This window comes from Microbacterium sp. nov. GSS16, from assembly GCF_028198145.1.
In the GTDB taxonomy this organism is placed as follows: Bacteria; Actinomycetota; Actinomycetes; order Actinomycetales; family Microbacteriaceae; genus Microbacterium.
On the sequence record NZ_CP116338.1, the window covers coordinates 1535694 to 1553627 of the forward strand.

General features: G+C 66.0%; 25 protein-coding genes. 18 read left to right on the forward strand and 7 right to left on the reverse strand.

Annotation, left to right across the window (positions count from 1 at the left end; genetic code table 11):
- The first annotated feature begins 126 nt into the window (after window positions 1-126).
- Window positions 127-906, forward strand: coding sequence for a hypothetical protein (locus tag PGB26_RS07225; protein ID WP_271636986.1), 780 nt, complete (start codon window positions 127-129; stop codon window positions 904-906).
- A 269-nt stretch (window positions 907-1175) separates the two neighbouring features.
- On the opposite strand, the gene PGB26_RS07230 is transcribed toward PGB26_RS07225, so the two are convergent.
- Window positions 1176-1382 carry a hypothetical protein gene (locus tag PGB26_RS07230; protein WP_271636987.1) on the reverse strand — a complete coding sequence of 69 codons (207 nt, stop codon included), beginning with the start codon at window positions 1380-1382 and terminating at the stop codon, window positions 1176-1178.
- Between the two features lie 140 nt (window positions 1383-1522).
- On the opposite strand from PGB26_RS07230, the gene PGB26_RS07235 reads away from it, so the two are divergent.
- Both PGB26_RS07235 and PGB26_RS07240 read left to right on the forward strand, forming a co-directional pair.
- On the forward strand, window positions 1523-1693 hold the full coding sequence (locus PGB26_RS07235; RefSeq protein ID WP_271636988.1) for a hypothetical protein: 171 nt from the start codon (window positions 1523-1525) through the stop codon (window positions 1691-1693).
- A 35-nt stretch (window positions 1694-1728) separates the two neighbouring features.
- A complete protein-coding gene (locus PGB26_RS07240; RefSeq protein WP_271636989.1) occupies window positions 1729-2046 on the forward strand; it encodes a hypothetical protein in 318 nt (105 codons plus the stop codon).
- 1 nt (window position 2047) lies between these two features.
- Here the strand turns inward: PGB26_RS07240 and PGB26_RS07245 are convergent, their stop codons facing one another.
- A complete protein-coding gene (locus tag PGB26_RS07245; protein WP_271636990.1) occupies window positions 2048-2212 on the reverse strand; it encodes a hypothetical protein in 165 nt (54 codons plus the stop codon).
- 79 nt (window positions 2213-2291) lie between these two features.
- Between PGB26_RS07245 and PGB26_RS07250 the strand changes: the two genes are divergently transcribed.
- The 4 genes from PGB26_RS07250 to PGB26_RS07265 are packed head-to-tail and all read left to right on the forward strand — an operon-like array spanning window position 2292 to window position 5478.
- Window positions 2292-2534, forward strand: a complete 243-nt coding sequence (locus tag PGB26_RS07250) for a hypothetical protein (protein WP_271636991.1) — start codon at window positions 2292-2294, stop codon at window positions 2532-2534.
- 52 nt (window positions 2535-2586) lie between these two features.
- On the forward strand, window positions 2587-3705 hold the full coding sequence (locus tag PGB26_RS07255; RefSeq protein ID WP_233486705.1) for a tyrosine-type recombinase/integrase: 1119 nt from the start codon (window positions 2587-2589) through the stop codon (window positions 3703-3705).
- Window positions 3695-4042: a helix-turn-helix domain-containing protein gene (locus PGB26_RS07260; RefSeq protein ID WP_061015168.1), complete on the forward strand. Its 348-nt coding sequence runs from the start codon at window positions 3695-3697 to the stop codon at window positions 4040-4042. Before PGB26_RS07255 ends, PGB26_RS07260 begins: the two co-directional genes overlap by 11 nt.
- Window positions 4039-5478: a hypothetical protein gene (locus PGB26_RS07265; protein ID WP_271636992.1), complete on the forward strand. Its 1440-nt coding sequence runs from the start codon at window positions 4039-4041 to the stop codon at window positions 5476-5478. The genes PGB26_RS07260 and PGB26_RS07265 overlap by 4 nt, the downstream gene beginning before the upstream one ends.
- A 3-nt stretch (window positions 5479-5481) precedes the next feature.
- Here PGB26_RS07265 and PGB26_RS07270 read toward each other — a convergent pair whose 3' ends face one another.
- Window positions 5482-5841: an ArsR/SmtB family transcription factor gene (locus PGB26_RS07270; RefSeq protein WP_061015170.1), complete on the reverse strand. Its 360-nt coding sequence runs from the start codon at window positions 5839-5841 to the stop codon at window positions 5482-5484.
- Between the two features lie 83 nt (window positions 5842-5924).
- Between PGB26_RS07270 and PGB26_RS07275 the strand changes: the two genes are divergently transcribed.
- The 11 genes from PGB26_RS07275 (at window position 5925) to PGB26_RS07325 (ending at window position 15162) form a co-directional block, all read left to right on the forward strand.
- Window positions 5925-7226, forward strand: coding sequence for an NAD(P)-binding domain-containing protein (locus PGB26_RS07275; RefSeq protein ID WP_271636993.1), 1302 nt, complete (start codon window positions 5925-5927; stop codon window positions 7224-7226).
- Between the two features lie 121 nt (window positions 7227-7347).
- The gene (gene trxB / locus PGB26_RS07280) at window positions 7348-8334 is read left to right on the forward strand and encodes a thioredoxin-disulfide reductase (RefSeq protein ID WP_271636994.1); all 987 of its coding nucleotides are present in this window, start codon (window positions 7348-7350) and stop codon (window positions 8332-8334) included.
- Window positions 8331-8657: a thioredoxin gene (gene trxA / locus PGB26_RS07285; RefSeq protein ID WP_016465421.1), complete on the forward strand. Its 327-nt coding sequence runs from the start codon at window positions 8331-8333 to the stop codon at window positions 8655-8657. Before trxB ends, trxA begins: the two co-directional genes overlap by 4 nt.
- Entirely contained in the window at window positions 8654-9751 is a 1098-nt protein-coding gene (arsB, locus tag PGB26_RS07290) for an ACR3 family arsenite efflux transporter (RefSeq protein WP_016465420.1), read from the forward strand. Before trxA ends, arsB begins: the two co-directional genes overlap by 4 nt.
- Window positions 9748-10746: a metalloregulator ArsR/SmtB family transcription factor gene (locus tag PGB26_RS07295; RefSeq protein ID WP_016465419.1), complete on the forward strand. Its 999-nt coding sequence runs from the start codon at window positions 9748-9750 to the stop codon at window positions 10744-10746. The genes arsB and PGB26_RS07295 overlap by 4 nt, the downstream gene beginning before the upstream one ends.
- Before the next feature lie 22 nt (window positions 10747-10768).
- Entirely contained in the window at window positions 10769-11179 is a 411-nt protein-coding gene (locus PGB26_RS07300) for an arsenate reductase ArsC (protein WP_016465418.1), read from the forward strand.
- Between the two features lie 95 nt (window positions 11180-11274).
- The gene (gene cmtR, locus PGB26_RS07305) at window positions 11275-11634 is read left to right on the forward strand and encodes a Cd(II)/Pb(II)-sensing metalloregulatory transcriptional regulator CmtR (RefSeq protein WP_016465417.1); all 360 of its coding nucleotides are present in this window, start codon (window positions 11275-11277) and stop codon (window positions 11632-11634) included.
- Window positions 11631-13544, forward strand: a complete 1914-nt coding sequence (locus PGB26_RS07310; RefSeq protein ID WP_016465416.1) for a heavy metal translocating P-type ATPase — start codon at window positions 11631-11633, stop codon at window positions 13542-13544. Before cmtR ends, PGB26_RS07310 begins: the two co-directional genes overlap by 4 nt.
- A complete protein-coding gene (gene lspA / locus PGB26_RS07315) occupies window positions 13541-14101 on the forward strand; it encodes a signal peptidase II (protein WP_016465415.1) in 561 nt (186 codons plus the stop codon). Before PGB26_RS07310 ends, lspA begins: the two co-directional genes overlap by 4 nt.
- A complete protein-coding gene (locus PGB26_RS07320) occupies window positions 14098-14412 on the forward strand; it encodes a hypothetical protein (protein ID WP_016465414.1) in 315 nt (104 codons plus the stop codon). Before lspA ends, PGB26_RS07320 begins: the two co-directional genes overlap by 4 nt.
- 102 nt (window positions 14413-14514) lie before the next feature.
- The gene (locus tag PGB26_RS07325; protein ID WP_271636995.1) at window positions 14515-15162 is read left to right on the forward strand and encodes an SOS response-associated peptidase; all 648 of its coding nucleotides are present in this window, start codon (window positions 14515-14517) and stop codon (window positions 15160-15162) included.
- On the opposite strand, the gene PGB26_RS07330 is transcribed toward PGB26_RS07325, so the two are convergent.
- From PGB26_RS07330 to PGB26_RS07345, 4 genes are all read right to left on the reverse strand, one after another.
- A complete protein-coding gene (locus PGB26_RS07330; RefSeq protein WP_271636996.1) occupies window positions 15115-15492 on the reverse strand; it encodes a hypothetical protein in 378 nt (125 codons plus the stop codon). The genes PGB26_RS07325 and PGB26_RS07330 overlap by 48 nt on opposite strands.
- A 148-nt stretch (window positions 15493-15640) precedes the next feature.
- On the reverse strand, window positions 15641-15892 hold the full coding sequence (locus PGB26_RS07335) for a hypothetical protein (RefSeq protein WP_271636997.1): 252 nt from the start codon (window positions 15890-15892) through the stop codon (window positions 15641-15643).
- Between the two features lie 27 nt (window positions 15893-15919).
- Window positions 15920-16417, reverse strand: a complete 498-nt coding sequence (locus tag PGB26_RS07340) for a hypothetical protein (RefSeq protein WP_271636998.1) — start codon at window positions 16415-16417, stop codon at window positions 15920-15922.
- 415 nt (window positions 16418-16832) lie between these two features.
- Window positions 16833-17711 carry a hypothetical protein gene (locus PGB26_RS07345; protein WP_271636999.1) on the reverse strand — a complete coding sequence of 293 codons (879 nt, stop codon included), beginning with the start codon at window positions 17709-17711 and terminating at the stop codon, window positions 16833-16835.
- Window positions 17712-17934 lie beyond the last annotated feature (223 nt).

A 17934-nucleotide genomic window follows, 5' to 3' on the forward strand; every position in this document is an offset into this window, starting at 1 on the left:
GTCCGCGGCGCGACCCGGCGGGATGCCGATCGAACCGAACCAGTAGGCGGATGAAAGATCGAAACTGAGCGAGATTCGGCGAGCGAGCAAATGACATTGATCCTGACAGCAGGCTCTACTGACTACGTGATTCAGATCGCAGATCGACGATTGACGTCGGTGATCAAGGGTCGTACTACCGTGGCTGCCGAGAACGCGTGCAAGGCCCTCCTCCTGAAGTTGCCGGACTCCGACTATCTCGTTGGATATACCGGGCTTGCTCTTGTGGAAGGCAAGCCGATGATCCACCATCTTGCCGAGTGTTTTACACGGGCTTGGGCTAAGTGCGGTGAGAACTTTGATGCTTTCTGGGTATGGGCGAAAATCGAAGTACGCGACTTGTTCACATCGCCGTCGTTTATGGCATATCGTGGGCAGGATCGCCGCTTCACGGTGATGGCTTCAGGTTTTGTGTATGATCCGCAACGACTATTCGCCTCGCCCCGCTACCTCTTGATGAGTAACTTTCAAGAGTGGGGCGTCGCTGACCATCCCGTCGCTAGCAGTCGGTTCAATTTCTTGCCGTTTCAACCAAAGAAGGATGTGCAGGAGCCGCTCACATTCATTCAAGCCGTGGGAGCGTACGGCGTTGTGCGTAGCGAGGACATTGAAGCACTCAGAGTTCTACTAGAAGAATGCACGAATCCTCGACATGTCAAAAACCGGATTAGGGGGCTTTTCAGCCGCTATACGCAGATGAGTTCCACCATCGGACCTGCGCTGAACATGTCAATCCTCTATCCGGGCGGCGACTTCGACGTCGACTCATTCGATGGTGCTACTACCGGGGACTTCGGCACGCATGTGCTCGATTTGAGCGGGAAGCAACCGACATACTTGGAAGCGGTGCCAATCGCTAAGCGGTAAGGTGCGGTACTGGTTCTGTTGATTATCGGCGTCACCTCAACGGTGACAGCGTGGACGACGGCACTCATTGCGGTTCTACTTCGCCTAATTGAGTATTCGAGTTTCAACCGCATCGCCGAGAGCATTGATTTCCGAATCAGCGCGCGCGTCGCGGACGCCAGCCTCGTCTCAGAACTCGTCGTTGGCGCAGGTAGCTTCAGCTGCATCACGGGCCTTCCGGGTCACGACACCGCAGCAGCCGCGATCCTCAGCCTGCACCACGTGGGGTCTCAGACCGACCCGTCTCGAGGTTGATTCTCGCGCAACGAGATTCGCAGTAGAGCATCGGCGAGTTCCGTCTCTGCATCGATGGCGCTCAGGGAGCCTGAGAGGATGCGACGGGCGCGATCCAACGCGTCAGGGGCGACCTGCTTGCCCTCCAGCTCGTGCGACTTCTGAATCAACGCCAAGTGTCGCTTCACTTCGTCTTCGTCCATGCGTTCTGCACCTTCTCTCCAAGGACAGGACCGGCAGCAATGTCGACTCTGCCATCGCGATGCGCTAGAGGGCACCCACAACACCGCTCAGAGGTGGACTTGACCACCCAACGGGTTGGACGCGGGCATACGCTTGCCCCGTGGACGACTTCGCCGTGCAGCCGCACTGCCCCGAATGCGACATCGTGATGCGCACGGAGCCGCACGCGTTTGCCTGCCCGCACTGTGGGCACCTGCAGCCGCTTGACGAGGTCGAGATGCCGCGCGAGTTCGATGGCGCCGACTTCGACGATGGCCGCCGTCGGACGTAGAATCTAAGCTCTCGGCCGGAGGAAGGACACCGGCCATGGGACGACCGAGCGCCCTGCGCGAAGCAAACGTCGACAGACGGTCGCAGTGGGCGTCTATCCGCGAGGCGGCGAAGCGCGGGCCGCTACAGTCGTTGACCGAAAGGGAACTCGCCCTCGACGAGCACCCCATGACCGTCTATCCGTGGCGTTTGCAGCGGAGGGTGAGAGCGTGGGTCCGGTTCGGACCGGAGTCGATCCGCGTCGATGCGAAGATCGTGCGCTCCACTCCCTTGGCGGCCGGCATCGAGTTCCGGTGTGAGGATCAGACGCTTCGGTGCTGGGTGTGGGGCAACGCCGTGCAGCTAGATGACTGAGTCAGCGGCGCCCGTTCTCCTCCAGCCAGTGGTGGTGGGAGCGGAGACCGTGAGTGACGGCGAGCCGAATCACCCAGTACAGGATGAGCAGACTGATGATGAATGCCAAGGCTGCCGCTGCCCACGAGGCAATCGTGAATAGGGCGAACTGATCGTTGAAGGTCATGGTGTGACCCTATCCAGAGTGACAAGTCATGAATGGTAGCTGGCGGAGTAGGGTCACCAGCATGTGTGGACGATTCGCGATGGACGCCAAGACCAAGCAGTATCGACATCAGATGCATCACTTGCTTGCGATTGCATGGTTGATCTGGAGTTTCTCGGTCGCGGCAGGAGGCTCGGCGGGAGCTGGCCGCCGAGCCCAGGAGTGGATCACGGGCGGCGTGGCTGTCGCGTATGGTGCCGACAAGGGTGATTCGGCTACCAAGTCACCTTCTTGCCTGCTGGGGTGGTGCTTCACGAACGTGTCCAACAGCCTCTGCGGGTGAAGATCATGGAGAGTGGTTGCAACAATGATGCAACTGCTGCAACCATGGAGGGGTGCGTTCTGGTTCAGATGTTGATGGTCGCTCTTCGCTGCGGCTGACAGGAAATGTCGTCGCCCTCGATGAGGGGAAGTACGTCTTCGAGTCGATGCTGGATGGCTGGGCGAACCAGCAGACAAGTCGCGGTTTGCAGGCGACCACCATCGATTCGCGCCGGCGGTTCATCGAGGATTTCGCCGAGTTCTGCGCGGCGTACCCGTGGCAGTGGCAGCCGCGGGATCTCGAGGACTATTCAGTGCGCGTGCGACCCGGCAAGGGTCCCTTGAAGCGGTCAACGATTCGGGGGTATCAGACGAGGATCCGTCTGTTCTGCGACTTCCTCACTGACCCGCGGTACGGCTGGCAGGCGGAGTGTCTGGCTCGGTTCGGGGATGCGCCGCAGCAGATCTGCCATGACTGGAACACGATCTCGCACCTGCTCGACCATGAGGGGGATCCCGGGCGACGTGCGCTCACTTTCGATGAGCTGGAGCGGTTCTTCGATGCTGCGGATGCTCGGGTCGAGGCGATCGTACGTGCCAGGAGGAAGGGTGCGCTTGCTGCGCTCCGGAACGCGCAGATGTTCAAGACCATCTACGCCTTTGGGCTGCGGCGTTCCGAGTGCATTGGGCTCGACGTTGCCGATCTGCGGTCGAACCCGGTGGCCCCGGGGTTCGGGAGTTTCGGAGCGGTGTATGTCCGGCACGGGAAGGGCAGTCGGGGCACCGGTCCGAAGCGACGGACCGTGCTGACTCTGCCCGAATTCGACTGGGTCGTTGACGGCCTCACCCATTGGGTGGACCAGGGCCGGCCGCGGGTGGTCGGTGATTGGGAGACGGACATCCTCTGGCCGACGGAGCGCAGGACCAGAATCGGTGGCCGCTACCTGAACGACCGTTTCGCCGAGCTGCGCGACGAAGCCGGACTTCCGGAAGAGCTGGTTCTGCACTCGCTGCGGCACACCTATGTGACGAACCTCATCGAGTGGGGCTACAGCGAGAAGTTCGTGCAGGATCAGGTGGGCCACACGTTCGCTTCGACGACGGCGATCTACACGTCTGTCGGGGACGACTATAAGAACCGGGTGCTCGCTGATGCGCTCAAGAGGAACACGGAGGACCGTGATGGGGACTGACTCGAAGGGGCCGATCGACTGGCACCTGCGTGCTCTGATGGCCGAGGCTGGGATGTTCCAGACCACGGAGCTGCTCGCGCCGCTGCGCGAGCAGGGCATCGTCTTGTCCCGCGAGCAGGTGTATCGACTGGTCACCAAAGCACCGGAGCGGTTGAACGTCGAAGTTCTTGCGGCGCTGTGCCGCATCTTCGGATGCCAGCCGAACGACCTCATCACTGTCGTGGCGCGACCGGCAGCGGCGAAGAAGACGGGCACTGGGCGGGGGCGTGACACGGCGATCGGGGACCTTCGTCCTGTGCGTGCGCGACTTCATCGTCCCGCCGATCCAGGCCGATGACGGCTACGCCGTCACAGACGTGTGACCGTTGCGGGCGTTCGAGCGCGGGCCGTTACTCGCTGCTCGGCGAGAAGATCTGCAACGTCTGCTACAGCGCGCTCCGCAGGAACCCGTCAGAGTGTCCGTTGTGCGGGAACATCCGAGTCCTCGCATTTCGCACCGATGAAGGCGTGATCACCTGTGCGATCTGCGCCGGACACCCGCCACGGTTCGCGTGCCGCACGTGCGGCAGTGAGGAGTTCCTGACCGGAACGCACTGCGGGCGATGCCGGCTGCAGGCACGACTGGACGAGCTCATCGGACCCAAGGGATCGGCTCCGATCGAGCTGACCAAGCTTCGCGTGTACCTTGCGAACGCGCCGATGGACCCGCGTTCGGTGGTGCGCTGGCTGCGGCGGCCGCACGTCACAGAGACTCTGCGCGGCATGGCCACGGGCGCGCTGCCCGTTGATCACTCGTCTCTTGATCAACTCCAGCAAAGGCCAGCAACGCGGTATTTCCGGCGTCTGCTCATCGAAGCCCAGGTGCTGCCGAACATCCACGTGCTGCAGCACGAGCTCACGCTGCACGTTGCCGCGGTGGCTGCGACTCTCGAGCGCCCGACCGGGAACAAGCTCCGCCGCTTCTACAGATGGGACGTGTTGCCCAAGCTTCACAGGCGCTATCGAGACCGCGATCGAGACCTGTCCAACGAGGCCTTCATCGGCCAGCGCGGGAAACTGGCCGCGGTCGTCCGGTTCCTGACCTGGATGGATGCTCGCGGGCTCGCCGTCAGTGACCTTGATCAACGCACGCTCGATCACTACATCGCCCGCGTCAAGACGCGAGAGCCCGTGGAGCACTTCGTGCGGTGGGCGACCAAGACGCGGCTGACGGGCGACCTCGCCACCAACGTCCGGGCTGCACGAAACACGATGTCGAACGTGACCGAGGAGGAGCTGTGGCGCGATATCGACCTTCTGCTCAACGGAGAAGATGTGGAACTGGAAGTGCGCGTGGCAGGGCTGTTCATGCTCCTCTATGCGCAGATCCTCGGACGCGCCGTCAGTATGACTCGCGACCGAGTAGACGCCACCGGGGCGCAGGTGACCGTGCGGTTCGGGGTCACGCCCGTCGTGCTCGATGACCGGGTCGGGGACATCGTCAGACGGCACCTCTCCGACGCGCCGCGACGGGGATACGCCGCGGGGGAATCGAGCTGGCTGTTCGAGGGACTCTCGCCCGGCGCTCACATGACTGCGGCCTACATCAGGCTGCGCCTCACGGAACTCGGGATCCGTCCACGCGTGTCACGCGAGACCCGGATGAACCTGCTGAGCATGCGGATGCCCTCGGCCGTGGTTGCCGACGTCATCGGAATCGGCAACCACACGGCGGACCGGCGTAAGAGCAAAGCCGGCGGGATCTGGTCGAACTACCCAGCCGTGCGTCGCTGACTACTAGTTCGCACTGCCCAGCGCGGCAGGTCGCAGCGCATCCGCGGCCGCCTCGAGCGCCCCGTCGTTGAGCGCGAAGTACGCCCACTTCCCGCGCTGTTCGCGGGTGACAAGCCCGGCGTCGGTGAGGAGCTTCATGTGGTGCGAGACCGTCCCCTGTGACAATCCGACCGGCTCGATGAGGTCGCAGATGCAGGCCTCGCCGCCTTCGGTGCCGGCGATAAGGGAGAGCAGCATCACGCGGGTCGGATCACCGATGGCCTTGAACACCCGAGCGGAACGCTCGGCCTCCTCGGGGGTGATCGATGCGGTGATGCGCGGCACGCAGCACGTGCTCTGCTCGATGGTCACGGGAAGGCTCATGCGGATAGTCTGACACGTATTGACAAACTTCGATAGGTAAGCGAGTGTTCTCGTATTGAAGTTTTTCGATCTGAGGAGATGTGATGTCTGAGCTTCCTGTCGTCGTCATCGGTGCCGGTCCGCAGGGCCTGGCTGCAGCCGCCCACCTGACCGAACGCGGCGTTGACGCCGTGGTCGTCGAGCGGGGCGGCTCGGCCGGTGCTGCCGTGTCCGAGTGGGGACACGTGCGACTGTTCTCCGGGTGGCCGGAGCTCACCGATGCCGCAGCGCGACGCCTTCTCGAGCCGACCGGCTGGACGGCGCCAGCAAGCGGCTACCCGACCGGGGCTGAGTGGGTCAGCGAGTACCTTTCCCCGCTCGCCGACGCTCTGGGCGACCGGGTGCTCTACGGCACCACCGTCACCGGTGTCGCTCGTCAGGGTCGAGACAAGGTCGTCGCGAGCGGCCGGAAGGCGCAGCCGTTCGTCGTGCACACGGTCGACCAGGACGGCCGTGATGGCCGCATCCTCGCCAGCTCTGTAATCGACGCGACCGGCACGTGGTCACTTCCGAACCCCGCGGGCGCTGACGGATACCCCGCGGTCGGCGAGACGGCTGCCTCGGAGCGCATCTCATACCGGATCCCAGACGACGTGTTCGAGCTGGCCGGCTCGCACGTGGTCGTCGTCGGCGCCGGCCACTCCGCGACGCACGCAGTGCTGCGCCTGAGTGAGTTGGCGCGTCGCGAGCCGGTCACCAAGGTGACCTGGCTGCTGCGCCGCGGGAGTGCAACGAACGTGTTCGGCGGCGGAACGGGAGATGAGCTGCCCGAGCGGGCCGCACTCGGCTCCCGCGCACGCAAGGTCATCGAAGCCGGCGTCGTCGAGGTCGTCACCGGGTTCCGCGTCGCGGAGTTCCAGCAGGACGGCGACACGCTCACGATCCTCGCCGAGAACGGCCAGGAGATCTCGGGTGTCACGCGCGTCTTCGCCCTCACCGGGTTCCGCCCCGACACCAGCATCCTGCGGGAGGTGCGCATCGAGCTCGACGGATCGCTGGACGCCGTGGCCGGGATCGCCTCGGAGATCGACCCCAACATCCACTCCTGCGGCTCGGTGGGAGCGACCGGCGCACGCCAGCTCGCACAGCCGGAGAAGGACCTGTTCATCGTCGGTGCGAAGTCCTACGGCCGCGCCCCCACCTTCCTCGCGCTCACCGGCTACGAGCAGGTGCGCAGCGTCGCAGCCCACCTTGCCGGCGACCATGAGGCCGCGGACCGCAACGAGCTTGTCCTGCCCGACACCGGAGTGTGCGGCGGCGCCGGCGGCTTCGACGCCGAAGGCAGCAGCTGCTGCGCCACGCCGTCCGTGCTGCAGATCGGCTCGCGCCCCGTCACCGTCGGCTGACGGTCTCGGAAAGAGGGCGGCTTCCCGTGGGAGGCCGCCCTCTTCGCGTGTCCAGGTGAAGAGTCGGTGAACGACGCCAGAGCCGATTGCGCCTTGCATAGATTGATGTCAATATAGAAGCATGTCGATTCAAGAGGTTGAGCTGGTCATCGTCGGGTCCGGCCCTGCGGGGTTCACCGCTGCGATCTACGCGGCCCGTGCGAACCTGGCGCCCGTGGTGATCGCCGGCTCCGTGACGACCGGTGGCGCACTGATGACCACGACCGAGGTGGAGAACTTCCCCGGCTTCGTCGACCCGGTCAACGGCCCGGAACTGATGGAGTCGATGCGTCAGCAGGCCGAGCGCTTCGGTGCCCGCATCCTCCTCGATGACGCGATCCGCGTCGACCTCGAGGGACCGATCAAGGTCATCGAGACGGGTGCAGGGGAGGCCTTCCACGCCCGCGCGGTGATCCTCGCGATGGGGTCGGCGTACCGCAAGCTCGGCCTCGCGGACGAGGAGCGCCTCACGGGCCGCGGAGTGTCCTGGTGCGCCACCTGCGATGGGTTCTTCTTCCGCGAGCAGGAGATCCTCGTCGTCGGCGGAGGCGACTCCGCGATGGAGGAGGCCCTGTTCCTCACCCGCTTCGCCCCCAAGGTGACGATCGTGCACCGCCGCGACGAGTTCCGGGCATCGAAGATCATGGCGCAGCGCGTTCTCGACCACCCGAAGATCGAGGTCGCCTGGAACAGCGAAGTCGCACGCCTCAACGGCGCCGAGAAGCTCGAGTCCGTCACGCTTCGCGACACCGTCACCGGCGCCGAGCGCGACCTGCCCGCGACGGGGCTCTTCGTGGCCATCGGCCACGACCCCCGCTCCGAGCTCGTCACCGGAACGGTCGACACCGACGCCGCCGGCTTCGTACTCGTCGATCACCCCTCGACCCGCACGAACCTCTCCGGCGTCTTCGCCGCCGGCGACCTCGTCGACCACACCTACCGGCAGGCGATCACCGCCGCCGGCACAGGTTGCGCCGCAGCGCAGGACGCCCAGCACTTCCTCGCCGCCTTCGAGAACGCGACCGCGCCTCTGGACGCCCTGACCGAGACCGAGGAGGTCTTCGCATGAGCACGCTCACCGCCGTCACCGACGCGACGTTCCAGGACGAGGTCCTCGGCTCCGACCTCCCCGTCGTGGTGGATATCTGGGCCACCTGGTGCGGGCCGTGCCGGCAGGTCGCCCCGCTGCTCGAGCAGCTCGCTGCCGAGTACGAGGGGCGCGTGAAGATCGTCAAGGTCGACGCCGACCAGAACCCCGAGACAGTGATCGCCGCCGGCGTCACCTCCATCCCCACTCTCGGCTTCTACCGCGACGGCACACGCACGGACATCCTCATCGGCGCGCACCCGAAGCCTGTCATCGCCGAGAAGATCGAAGGACTGCTCGCATGACCACCGCAACCACCACCCCTGCCCGGGCCGCAACCCGGCGGCTCTCCACACTGGACAGGTGGCTGCCGCTGTGGATCGGGCTCGCCATGGTCGCGGGTCTGCTTCTGGGGCGGTTCGTGCCGGCGCTGTCGGATCTGCTCGGCCGGATGGAGGTCGGCGGCATCTCGGTGCCGATCGGGCTCGGACTGCTGGTGATGATGTACCCGGTGCTGGCGAAGGTCCGCTACGACCGGATCGCCGCCGTCACGGGAGACAAGAAGCTCCTGATCTCCTCGCTGGTGCTGAACTGGCTGGTCGGCCCGGCCGTGATGTTCGCATTGGCCTGGATCTTCCTGCCCGACCTGCCCGAGTACCGCACCGGACTGATCATCGTCGGGCTCGCCCGCTGCATCGCGATGGTCGTGATCTGGAACGACCTCGCCTGCGGCGACCGTGAGGCGACCGCCGTACTGGTCGCGATCAACTCGGTGTTCCAGGTGGTCGCGTTCTCGCTGCTGGGCTGGTTCTACCTGACCGTGCTGCCCGGGTGGCTCGGGCTGGACACCCAGGGGCTGGAGATCTCGGTCTGGCAGATCGCGCTGAACGTGCTCGTCTTCCTCGGCGTGCCGCTGGTCGCCGGCTTCGCGTCCCGGTGGATCGGCGAGCGGCGCCGCGGCCGCGACTGGTACGAGGAGAAGTTCCTGCCCGTGATCGGACCGTGGGCGCTGTACGGGCTGCTGTTCACCATCGTGCTGCTGTTCGCTCTGCAAGGAAAGCAGGTGACGTCCCATCCCCTGGATGTCGCGCGCATCGCCATCCCGCTGCTGGCGTACTTCGCGATCATGTGGTTCACCGGCATCCTCACCGGCAAGGCACTCGGGCTGAACTATGCCCGCTCCACCTCGCTGGCCTTCACTGCAGCGGGCAACAACTTCGAACTCGCGATCGCCGTCGCCATCGGCACCTTCGGCGCCGCCTCCGGCCAGGCCCTCGCCGGCGTGGTCGGCCCGCTCATCGAAGTGCCCGTCCTGGTCGGGCTCGTCTACGTCTCACTCTGGGCGGCCCGAGCCTGGTTCCACACCGATCCGTACACCGGCGAAAGGATCACCTCATGAACCTCACCCTCACCGGCACGGCCGACGCCTGCAGCCCGGTCGCCACGCACGCCATCGGCCAGGAGGCCGCCGGCACGGTGGCCGCGACCCTGAAGGCACTCGCCGACCCGCTGCGACTGCGGATGCTCTCTGCGATCGCCTCGGACCCGCGCGGCGAGTCCTGCGTCTGCGACCTCGCCGAGCTCGCAGACGTGTCACAGCCGACCGTGTCGCACCACCTGAAGGTGCTCAAGGACGTCGACGTGCTCACCTCGGAACGCCGCGGGACATGGGTCTGGTATCGCATCAACCCGAGCCGCCGCAGCGCCGTCACCGCCCTGCTGGACTCCTTCGCCCCGGCGACCATGACGGCGCCCAGCGAGGACGGGAACAGCGAAGATCGCGACATCCGCCCAGACTTCGACATCCGGATCACCCACCTCGCCGACGAACTCGCCGCCGAGATCCCCGAGCTCGCCCCGGAGACTGTGCTGAGCATCGTGCGTGAGTCCTACACGTCGCTGGCCCGTACCGCGAAAGTCACCGGCGCGCTCGTCCCTCTCACCGAACGCTTCGCCAGGCAACGACTCGCAGACATCACCAGAGACCGCAACCACTCCGTCCCGCAAGTGCTCTTCGTCTGCGTCGCCAACGCCGGCCGCTCCCAGCTCGCCGCGGCCCTGGTCAACCAGATCGCCGGCGGCAAAGTCATCGCCCGCTCCGCCGGATCCAGCCCCGCCGAGATCATCCACCCCCACGTGCGCTCGATCCTCGCCGAGATCGAAGGCGATGCCGCGGCCGCGCGCTTCCCGAAGCCCCTCACCGATGACGCCGTCCGCGCCGCCGACGTCGTCATCACCATGGGCTGCGGCGACGTCTGCCCCATCATCCCCGGGGTTCGCTACGACGACTGGGCGGTCGGGGACCCCGCCCTCGCCTCGCGCGAAGGCGTCGAAGCCATCCGTGACGACATCGAAGGCCGCGTCCGTGCCCTCGTCAACGAACTCACCCACTGACCCATCCCTCACAGGAGCCACCATGATCGACACCACCGCACCCAAGCCCTCCGTCCTCTTCGTCTGCGTACACAACGCCGGCCGCTCGCAGATGGCCGCCGGATTCCTGCGCGACCGCGCAGGCGATCGCATCGAAGTGCGTTCCGCCGGGTCCATGCCAGCCGACCAGATCAACCCCGTCGCCGTCGAGGCCATGGGCGAGCTCGGGATCGACATCACCGCCGAGCAGCCCAAGGTCCTCACCACCGAAGCGGTGCAGGCCTCCGACGTCGTCATCACCATGGGCTGCGGCGATGCGTGCCCGTTCTTCCCCGGCAAGCGCTACGAGGACTGGAAGCTCGACGACCCGGCCGGGCAGGGCATCGACGCCGTCCGTCCGATCCGCGACGAGATCCGCACCCGCATCGAACAGTTGGTCAGCGAACTCGTCTGAGCGACTCCGATTGCCGTGCACTGTCCCCGGGACCTCGTCTCTCCGTCGACAGCCTCCTTGCCTCGTAAGTTCAGCAAGCACTGTATAATCAGTGCATGCTGACTATTGCTTCTCGCCTCGACGTCATGAACCGGCTCGGCCGGGCCATGGCGGACCCGACGCGTTCCCGGATCCTGATGACCTTGCTCGGCGGCCCGAGCTATCCGGCCGTGCTGTCGCGCGAGTTGGAGCTGACCCGCTCGAACGTCTCGAACCACCTGACCTGTCTGCGCGACTGCGGCATCGTGGTCGCCGAGCCTGAGGGGCGGCAGACGCGCTACGAGATCGCCGACCCGCACCTCGCGGCGGCGCTCACCGCACTGGTGGACGTGACGCTTGCTGTCGACGAGCACGCTCCCTGCGTGGACTCTTCGTGCACCGTGCCGGGCTGCTGCGGGACGGGAGCAGGCGAGTGAGCGCGGCGTGCGGCTGCGAGCACGACGAGCCCGAGACTGTCATAGGCGATGAAGCCGAGGAGGCGGAGCGCCCCTGGTGGCGGGACCGCGGGATCATGGTCCCGGTCTTCTCCGGCGTCGCCTTCCTCACCGGCCTGGCGCTGGAGTGGTCCGGGATGGAGATCCCGGCACTGGTGGCGTTCTGGATCGGTCTGCTGCTGGGCGCGTCGACGTTCACCCCGGGCGCGATCCGGAAGCTGTTCAAGGGCAAGCTCGGCATCGGCCTGCTGATGACCATCAGCGCCGTCGGCGCGGTGATCCTCGGCTACGTCGAGGAGGCCGCCGCCCTGGCGTTCCTGTACTCGATCGCCGAGGCGCTGGAGGACAAGGCGATGGACCGTGCTCGCGGCGGGCTCCGGGCGCTGCTCAAGCTCGTCCCGGAGACCGCGACCGTCCGCCGCGACGGCGTCTCGGTGGAGGTCGCCGCGAAGGACCTGGCTGTCGGTCAGTTGATGCTGGTGCGGCCGGGCGAGCGGATCGCGACCGACGGCGTCGTCCGCACGGGACGTTCCAGCCTGGATACGTCCGCGATCACGGGGGAGTCGATCCCGGTCGAGGTCGAGCCCGGCGATGCCGTGTCGGCGGGTGCGATCAACACCGCGGGGGCGCTGGAGGTCGAGACGACCGCGGCCGGCACGGACAACTCGCTGACCACGATCGTCGACCTGGTGGAGAAGGCGCAGGCGGAGAAGGGAGACCGCGCCCGTCTCGCCGACCGCATTGCCCGCCCGCTCGTGCCCGGCGTGCTGATCCTCGCCGCTCTCGTCGCGATCATCGGGTCGCTGCTCGGCGACCCGGAGCTGTGGATCACCCGCGCACTCGTCGTGCTGGTCGCGGCATCGCCCTGCGCGCTGGCGATCTCGGTCCCGCTGACCGTGGTGGCCGCCATCGGGTCGGCGAGCAAGTTCGGCGTGATCATCAAGTCCGGGGCCGTGTTCGAGCGGTTCGGCGTGATCCGCCACGTCGCGGTCGACAAGACCGGCACCCTGACCCGCAACGAGCCCGCCGTCACCGCGGTGCTCACCGCCGACGGCGTGACCGAGGCGCAGGCGCTGGCGTGGGCGGCGTCGTTGGAGCAGCACAGCACCCACCCCCTCGCGGCCGCGATCACCGCTGCAGCGCCTGAGGCCCCTGCAGCCGAGGGCGTGACCGAGCAGGCAGGTCACGGCATCGAAGGCGAGCTCGACGGCGCGCGGATCACGGTCGGCAGCCCGCGTTGGCTCGACGCCGGATTCCTCGGCGACCAGGTCGCGGGGCTGGAGGAGCAGGGCATGACGGTCGTGATCGTCCACCGCGACGGCGAGCCGGTCGCCGCGATCGGCGTCCGCGACGAGCTGCGCCCGGAGGTCCCCGAGGTCGTCCGTACCCTCGCCGCGCAGGGCATCGGGGTCACGATGCTCACCGGCGACAACGCTCGCACCGCCCGCGCCCTCGCCGCCCAAGCGGGGATCGAGGACGTCCGCGCCGAACTGCGCCCGGAGGACAAGGCCGCTGCGATCGCAGAGCTCGGTGCGAAGGGCTCGGTCGCGATGATCGGCGACGGCATCAACGACGCCCCCGCCCTGGCCGCTGCCGATATCGGCATCGCGATGGGCGCGACCGGCTCCGATGCCGCGATCGAGTCCGCCGACGTGGCCTTCACCGGCCACGACCTGCGGCTGCTGCCGCGCGCGTTCGACCACGCCCGCCGCGGACGGCACATCATCAACCAGAACATCATCCTGTCGCTGCTGATCATCAGCGCCCTGCTCCCGCTCGCCCTCTTCGGCGTCCTCGGCCTCGCCGCCGTGGTGCTCGTGCACGAGATCGCCGAGGTCGTCGTGATCCTCAACGGTCTGCGCGCCGCCCGGACCCGGAAGACCATCGCGTGACCGTGCAGGACGTCGCCGCGACAGTCGGCGAAGACCGTACGGGCCCACGGCCGCAGGCGAGGAGAGCCCTTGGCTTCACCTTGGTCGTGGCCGTGCTCGCTGTGGTGCTCGACCAGGCCTCGAAGGCCCTCGCCGTGGCACAGCTGGCCCCGGGGGAACGGATCCCACTGGTCGGGGACCTGTTCGGCCTGTCCCTGGTCTACAACCCCGGAGCCGCGTTCTCGCTCGGCTCCGGGGCCACCTGGATCATCACCCTCATCGGCGTACTCGCCTCCGCCGCGGTGGTCATCTTCGCCATTCGGCTGCGCGGTGCCCGCTGGGGCCTCGCGCTGGGGCTGGTCCTCGGCGGCGCGGTCGGCAACCTCATCGACCGAATCATGAACCCGCCCGCGTTCGGCCGCGGCCACGTCACCGACTTCCTCGCCTACGGCGACCTCTTCGTCGGGAACGTCGCCGACGTCTTCGTCGTGATTGGGGTCGGACTCGTCTGCCTGAACCTCCTCCTGCCGAACGCTCGCACGATGACCAACAGCGAGAGAACGGAAAGCGCCTCATGAAAGTGGAATTGCTGCACATCGTCGACTGCCCCAACACGGACATCGCCGAAGCCAACGCACGCGCGGCGCTCGACGCTCTCGGGCTCGGGGGCGTCGCCGTCGAGCTGGTGACGATCCACACCGAGGCCGAAGCGGCAAGCCTCGGGTTCGGAGGATCGCCCACGCTCCTGGCCGACGGCGTCGACCTATTCCCGACATCTCCTGTACAGGCACTTGCGTGCCGCGTCTACACAACGGAGAACGGGTTCGCTGGGGCACCAACCACGTCCCAGATCGAACGGGCGATCCGAGCATTGCCCGAGCAGGCGTAACCGGCGGACACGATCATCACCTGGTCAACATGGAGCCCACCAAGCCGTGGTGCGAATACTGCCTCCCGAAATACTGCTCTCCACCGACAGACCGACGAGCTCGTGCGGGAGTTCGTCGCGGAGGGCGGTGAGCCCGAAGACTGGTGGAAGTCGTGGAACGGCTCTTACTCGATCGCGCCGACCGACGATGCCCCGATCGTCCGCGACCGTGGCGAGGGGCGCATTCTGGAGCTCGTGCGCTGGGACTGGCAGAAGCCCGCCAACCGGCCCAAGGGCGCCCCTATCATCAACGCCCGGATCGAGAAGCTCGCCACCGGGTTTTGGGCGCCCGCGTTCACCGCGGCGCGGTGCGTGGTTCCGATGCGCGGCTACTTCGAGTGGACAGGTGAGAAGGGCGATAAGACCCCGCACTTCCTCCATGGCGACGGACTGCTCGCCGCAGCCGGCCTCACCTGGTCGATGGACGTGCACGGTGAACACGTGCGTTGCTTCGTCGTCGTCACCCGCGAAGCACGCGACGCCAGTGGCGAGGTCCACGATCGGATGCCCGCTTTCCTTGACCCAGACGCTATGGAGGCGTGGTTGGAGCCCGAGAAGCTCGACCGCGGCGGCCGCGAAGAGCTGCTCACCATCCTTGACGGCTCTTCCAAGGAAGTTGCCGCAACCATCCGGCAGTACGTCGTCGACCGGAAGGTGAACAACTCACGAACCGTGGACACCGGGGATCCCGCGATCATCCAGCCGGCTTGAGCTTTCGGTCCCCACTTGAGAGTCATATCCCTCAGTGGTGTTGGCAACTCCCACCGTCGCGCTGAACTCAGGGAGGAGGTCGCCGCGGGAGACCGCCTGTTCGAGTATGGCGACGACGTAGGCGCCATAGCTCATGTCAGCGACCCGTGCACACTCCTTAAGCAGCCCGCCGAACTCGATGGGCGGCCGCACCTGAATCGAGACGCGGTCATCAGTGACTTGGTTGCGCGTTATGTATCTCTCGGGGTTCCTAAGCGACGGCTTAGGCGCAAACTGAGGCATCCCGAAATGGCGTGCGAGGAGGGAGACTGCGTGCTCTCCTGCAGTCATGAAGTTCTGAGGCCCCTCGCGTCTGAGCAGAGCCGCCAGCTCGGCGCCGGGGCGGATCAGGATCGCATCGCGGGTCCCCTTGCTAGGGCGTCCGATGGTCGGTGCTTCTGCTTTACATGCGACAGCGTCGGCATTACGCTTCGTCGCGCTATTCGCCGGTGCGCGAGCCATCGGCATCTCTGATGTTTGCTTCGATCTCTGCGAACGCCTGCGCTTGAGCAACGAAGACCGCAGCCACAGTGTCGCTGAAGTTGCTCTGATGCTCGGGTGGGAGTTCGTTCCAACTCGGTAGTTCCCCTTGGCTGGCGCGAGCCTGCCCGTCCACGAGATACCGGGCGGTGACGTCAATCAGTCTGACCCTGTGCGCGGGCCATTCTTGTCGCCATGAGTTGGTGGTCATTGCACAGTCCTCTCTACAGCGGGATAGTTAGCGCAGGCCTGCGGACTCGATAATCTGCTTGACGTCGTCGAAGCTGCCCCCGTCAAGTAGCCAGGCGCGCGGCGTCTGTTTGGTAGCGGCGACCAGGCTCTGCTGACGCGTCTCCATGAAGGCCACGGTGCTGAGCCAACTCCAGCGACCGCCGACTGCCGCGATGAGTTCGGGGAGGTGCGGGATCAGCCGCTCGGGATGACCGATGTCGAACTGGAAGACCGGGAATCTGAGGCTCTCCGCAATCGAGACCACGTAGAGCTCCCCACGCTGGACAGCCCCAAGAACCTCTGGATTCGATACGCCCAGGAAGGACGCGACTTGCGTGAGGGTCCAGGTGCCGTAAAGAGCGGATAGAAAGCTCTCCGCGCCGGCGAGAGCCAGGGAACCCCGAGCAACTCTGTCGCTGGTTTGAGTGACCTGGTCGGGCGTGAACGCGCTCGAGCTCAGCAGATACTCGACTTCAGCTGCCGTCAGCCGGGTGGGCGTGGGCATGGCGTTCAACGTCTCAGTGAGGGAGGCGACCAACCACTCCGGGCTGGCACTCAGTCGACAGATCGCACGGACGAGCCCACGCACGGACCTCGCCGACGGCCGCGTATTCCTCACCCGACTGGAATATTTTCGGTTCACTGGGTACACAGTAATTGCCCGACGGATCGTCTTTTGAGGTGTCACGGAATCGGTGCCGAGCGTTTCTGCAAGTTGGACTCATTCACGTGGAGATGTCACATCGTCGTCCATCGCGATTCAAAGGAGATCGTCACATTAGATGGCAACGTGACGCTATTATTCGCGCGACTACGATCATGCTCGAGGGCGACGGCTCACTCCGTATCACGTCGGGGTGGGCGCACGATGACGGCGTCGCCGTCCAGATGTTCGACGCCCCGGGTGTAGGTGAGGTCCCTCAGCGAGCAGTCGCGTATCGCTGCTCGACGAGGTCGATTGCCTCGTGCAGGGTGTTCCACGCCACATCAACCGCGCGCTGCGTCAGCCCGAGATCCGCACTGAACCGCGCGAGCAGGGTGCCCTTGGACGAACCGTCCCCGATCCGCTCCATCGATGAGTTGTTGACCGGCCCGCCGTAGGACGGATGGGATAGCCCGCTCAGCGATCGCCACGTACTCGCGGCATACTCGCCGGGAACCGCAATCCAGTCCGGCCCCGCAGCTACCGCACACACCGCTCGCACCATATGCACCCAGGGGGCTTGACCCTTCTTCACTACCGAGTGGGAGATGGAGAAGGCGCCGGCGATCTCACGGATCTTGGCCACATCCCGCGCGTAGCGTTCAGAGATCGCCTTCTCTGCGCGGTCCAGCTCCTCGACGTCATACTCGCCCATAGCTTTCACAGTCTCGACCTCCTCCTTCTTGAGGTCACGGCTGTGGATCGTGTCCGACCACCTCGTGCGCAGCATCCGGGTGATCCTGCCGTTGCGGTCGTCGGACTCGAGGAGCCACTTCACCAGCGCTGACGCCTCGAGGATGGATCGCAGGAGCGGGTAGTGTGCGAAGAGCGGCATCGACAGCCTGTCCGTCGGCAACAGCAGCCCGCACAGTGCTCGCATGTTGTCCGCCGCCATCAGCAGCGTCGCGTTCACGAGGTGACTACTCGTCATCCACGCCGTGGCCATGTCGTCGCCGGCCATGTCTGAGCCGAGCGCGGGCACGGTCGGCAGTTGCTCGTACCGGTCCAGCAAGAGCGGCGCCTGATCGATCCGCCTGCGGATCTCTGCGGCCTGCCGCAGCTCGTCTTCATCCGTCACCTCGAACGGCTCTGCCATACCGCCACCTCGCTCTCGGCTCCACGGTAGACCGCGCTGCGTGGGCCGCGACGAACGAACCAATAGCCCTCGCCTAGGTTCGGCATCATGCCCGCGTGTCGCTACTGCCTGCCCGCTCGAGCGCTGGGAACGCGATCTCACCTGCAGCCTGTTCTTACTTCCCTGTCTGGCCCCTACCGACGTTAAGACCCCGTATCCCCACTATCGAGGCGAAGCCTCCTAT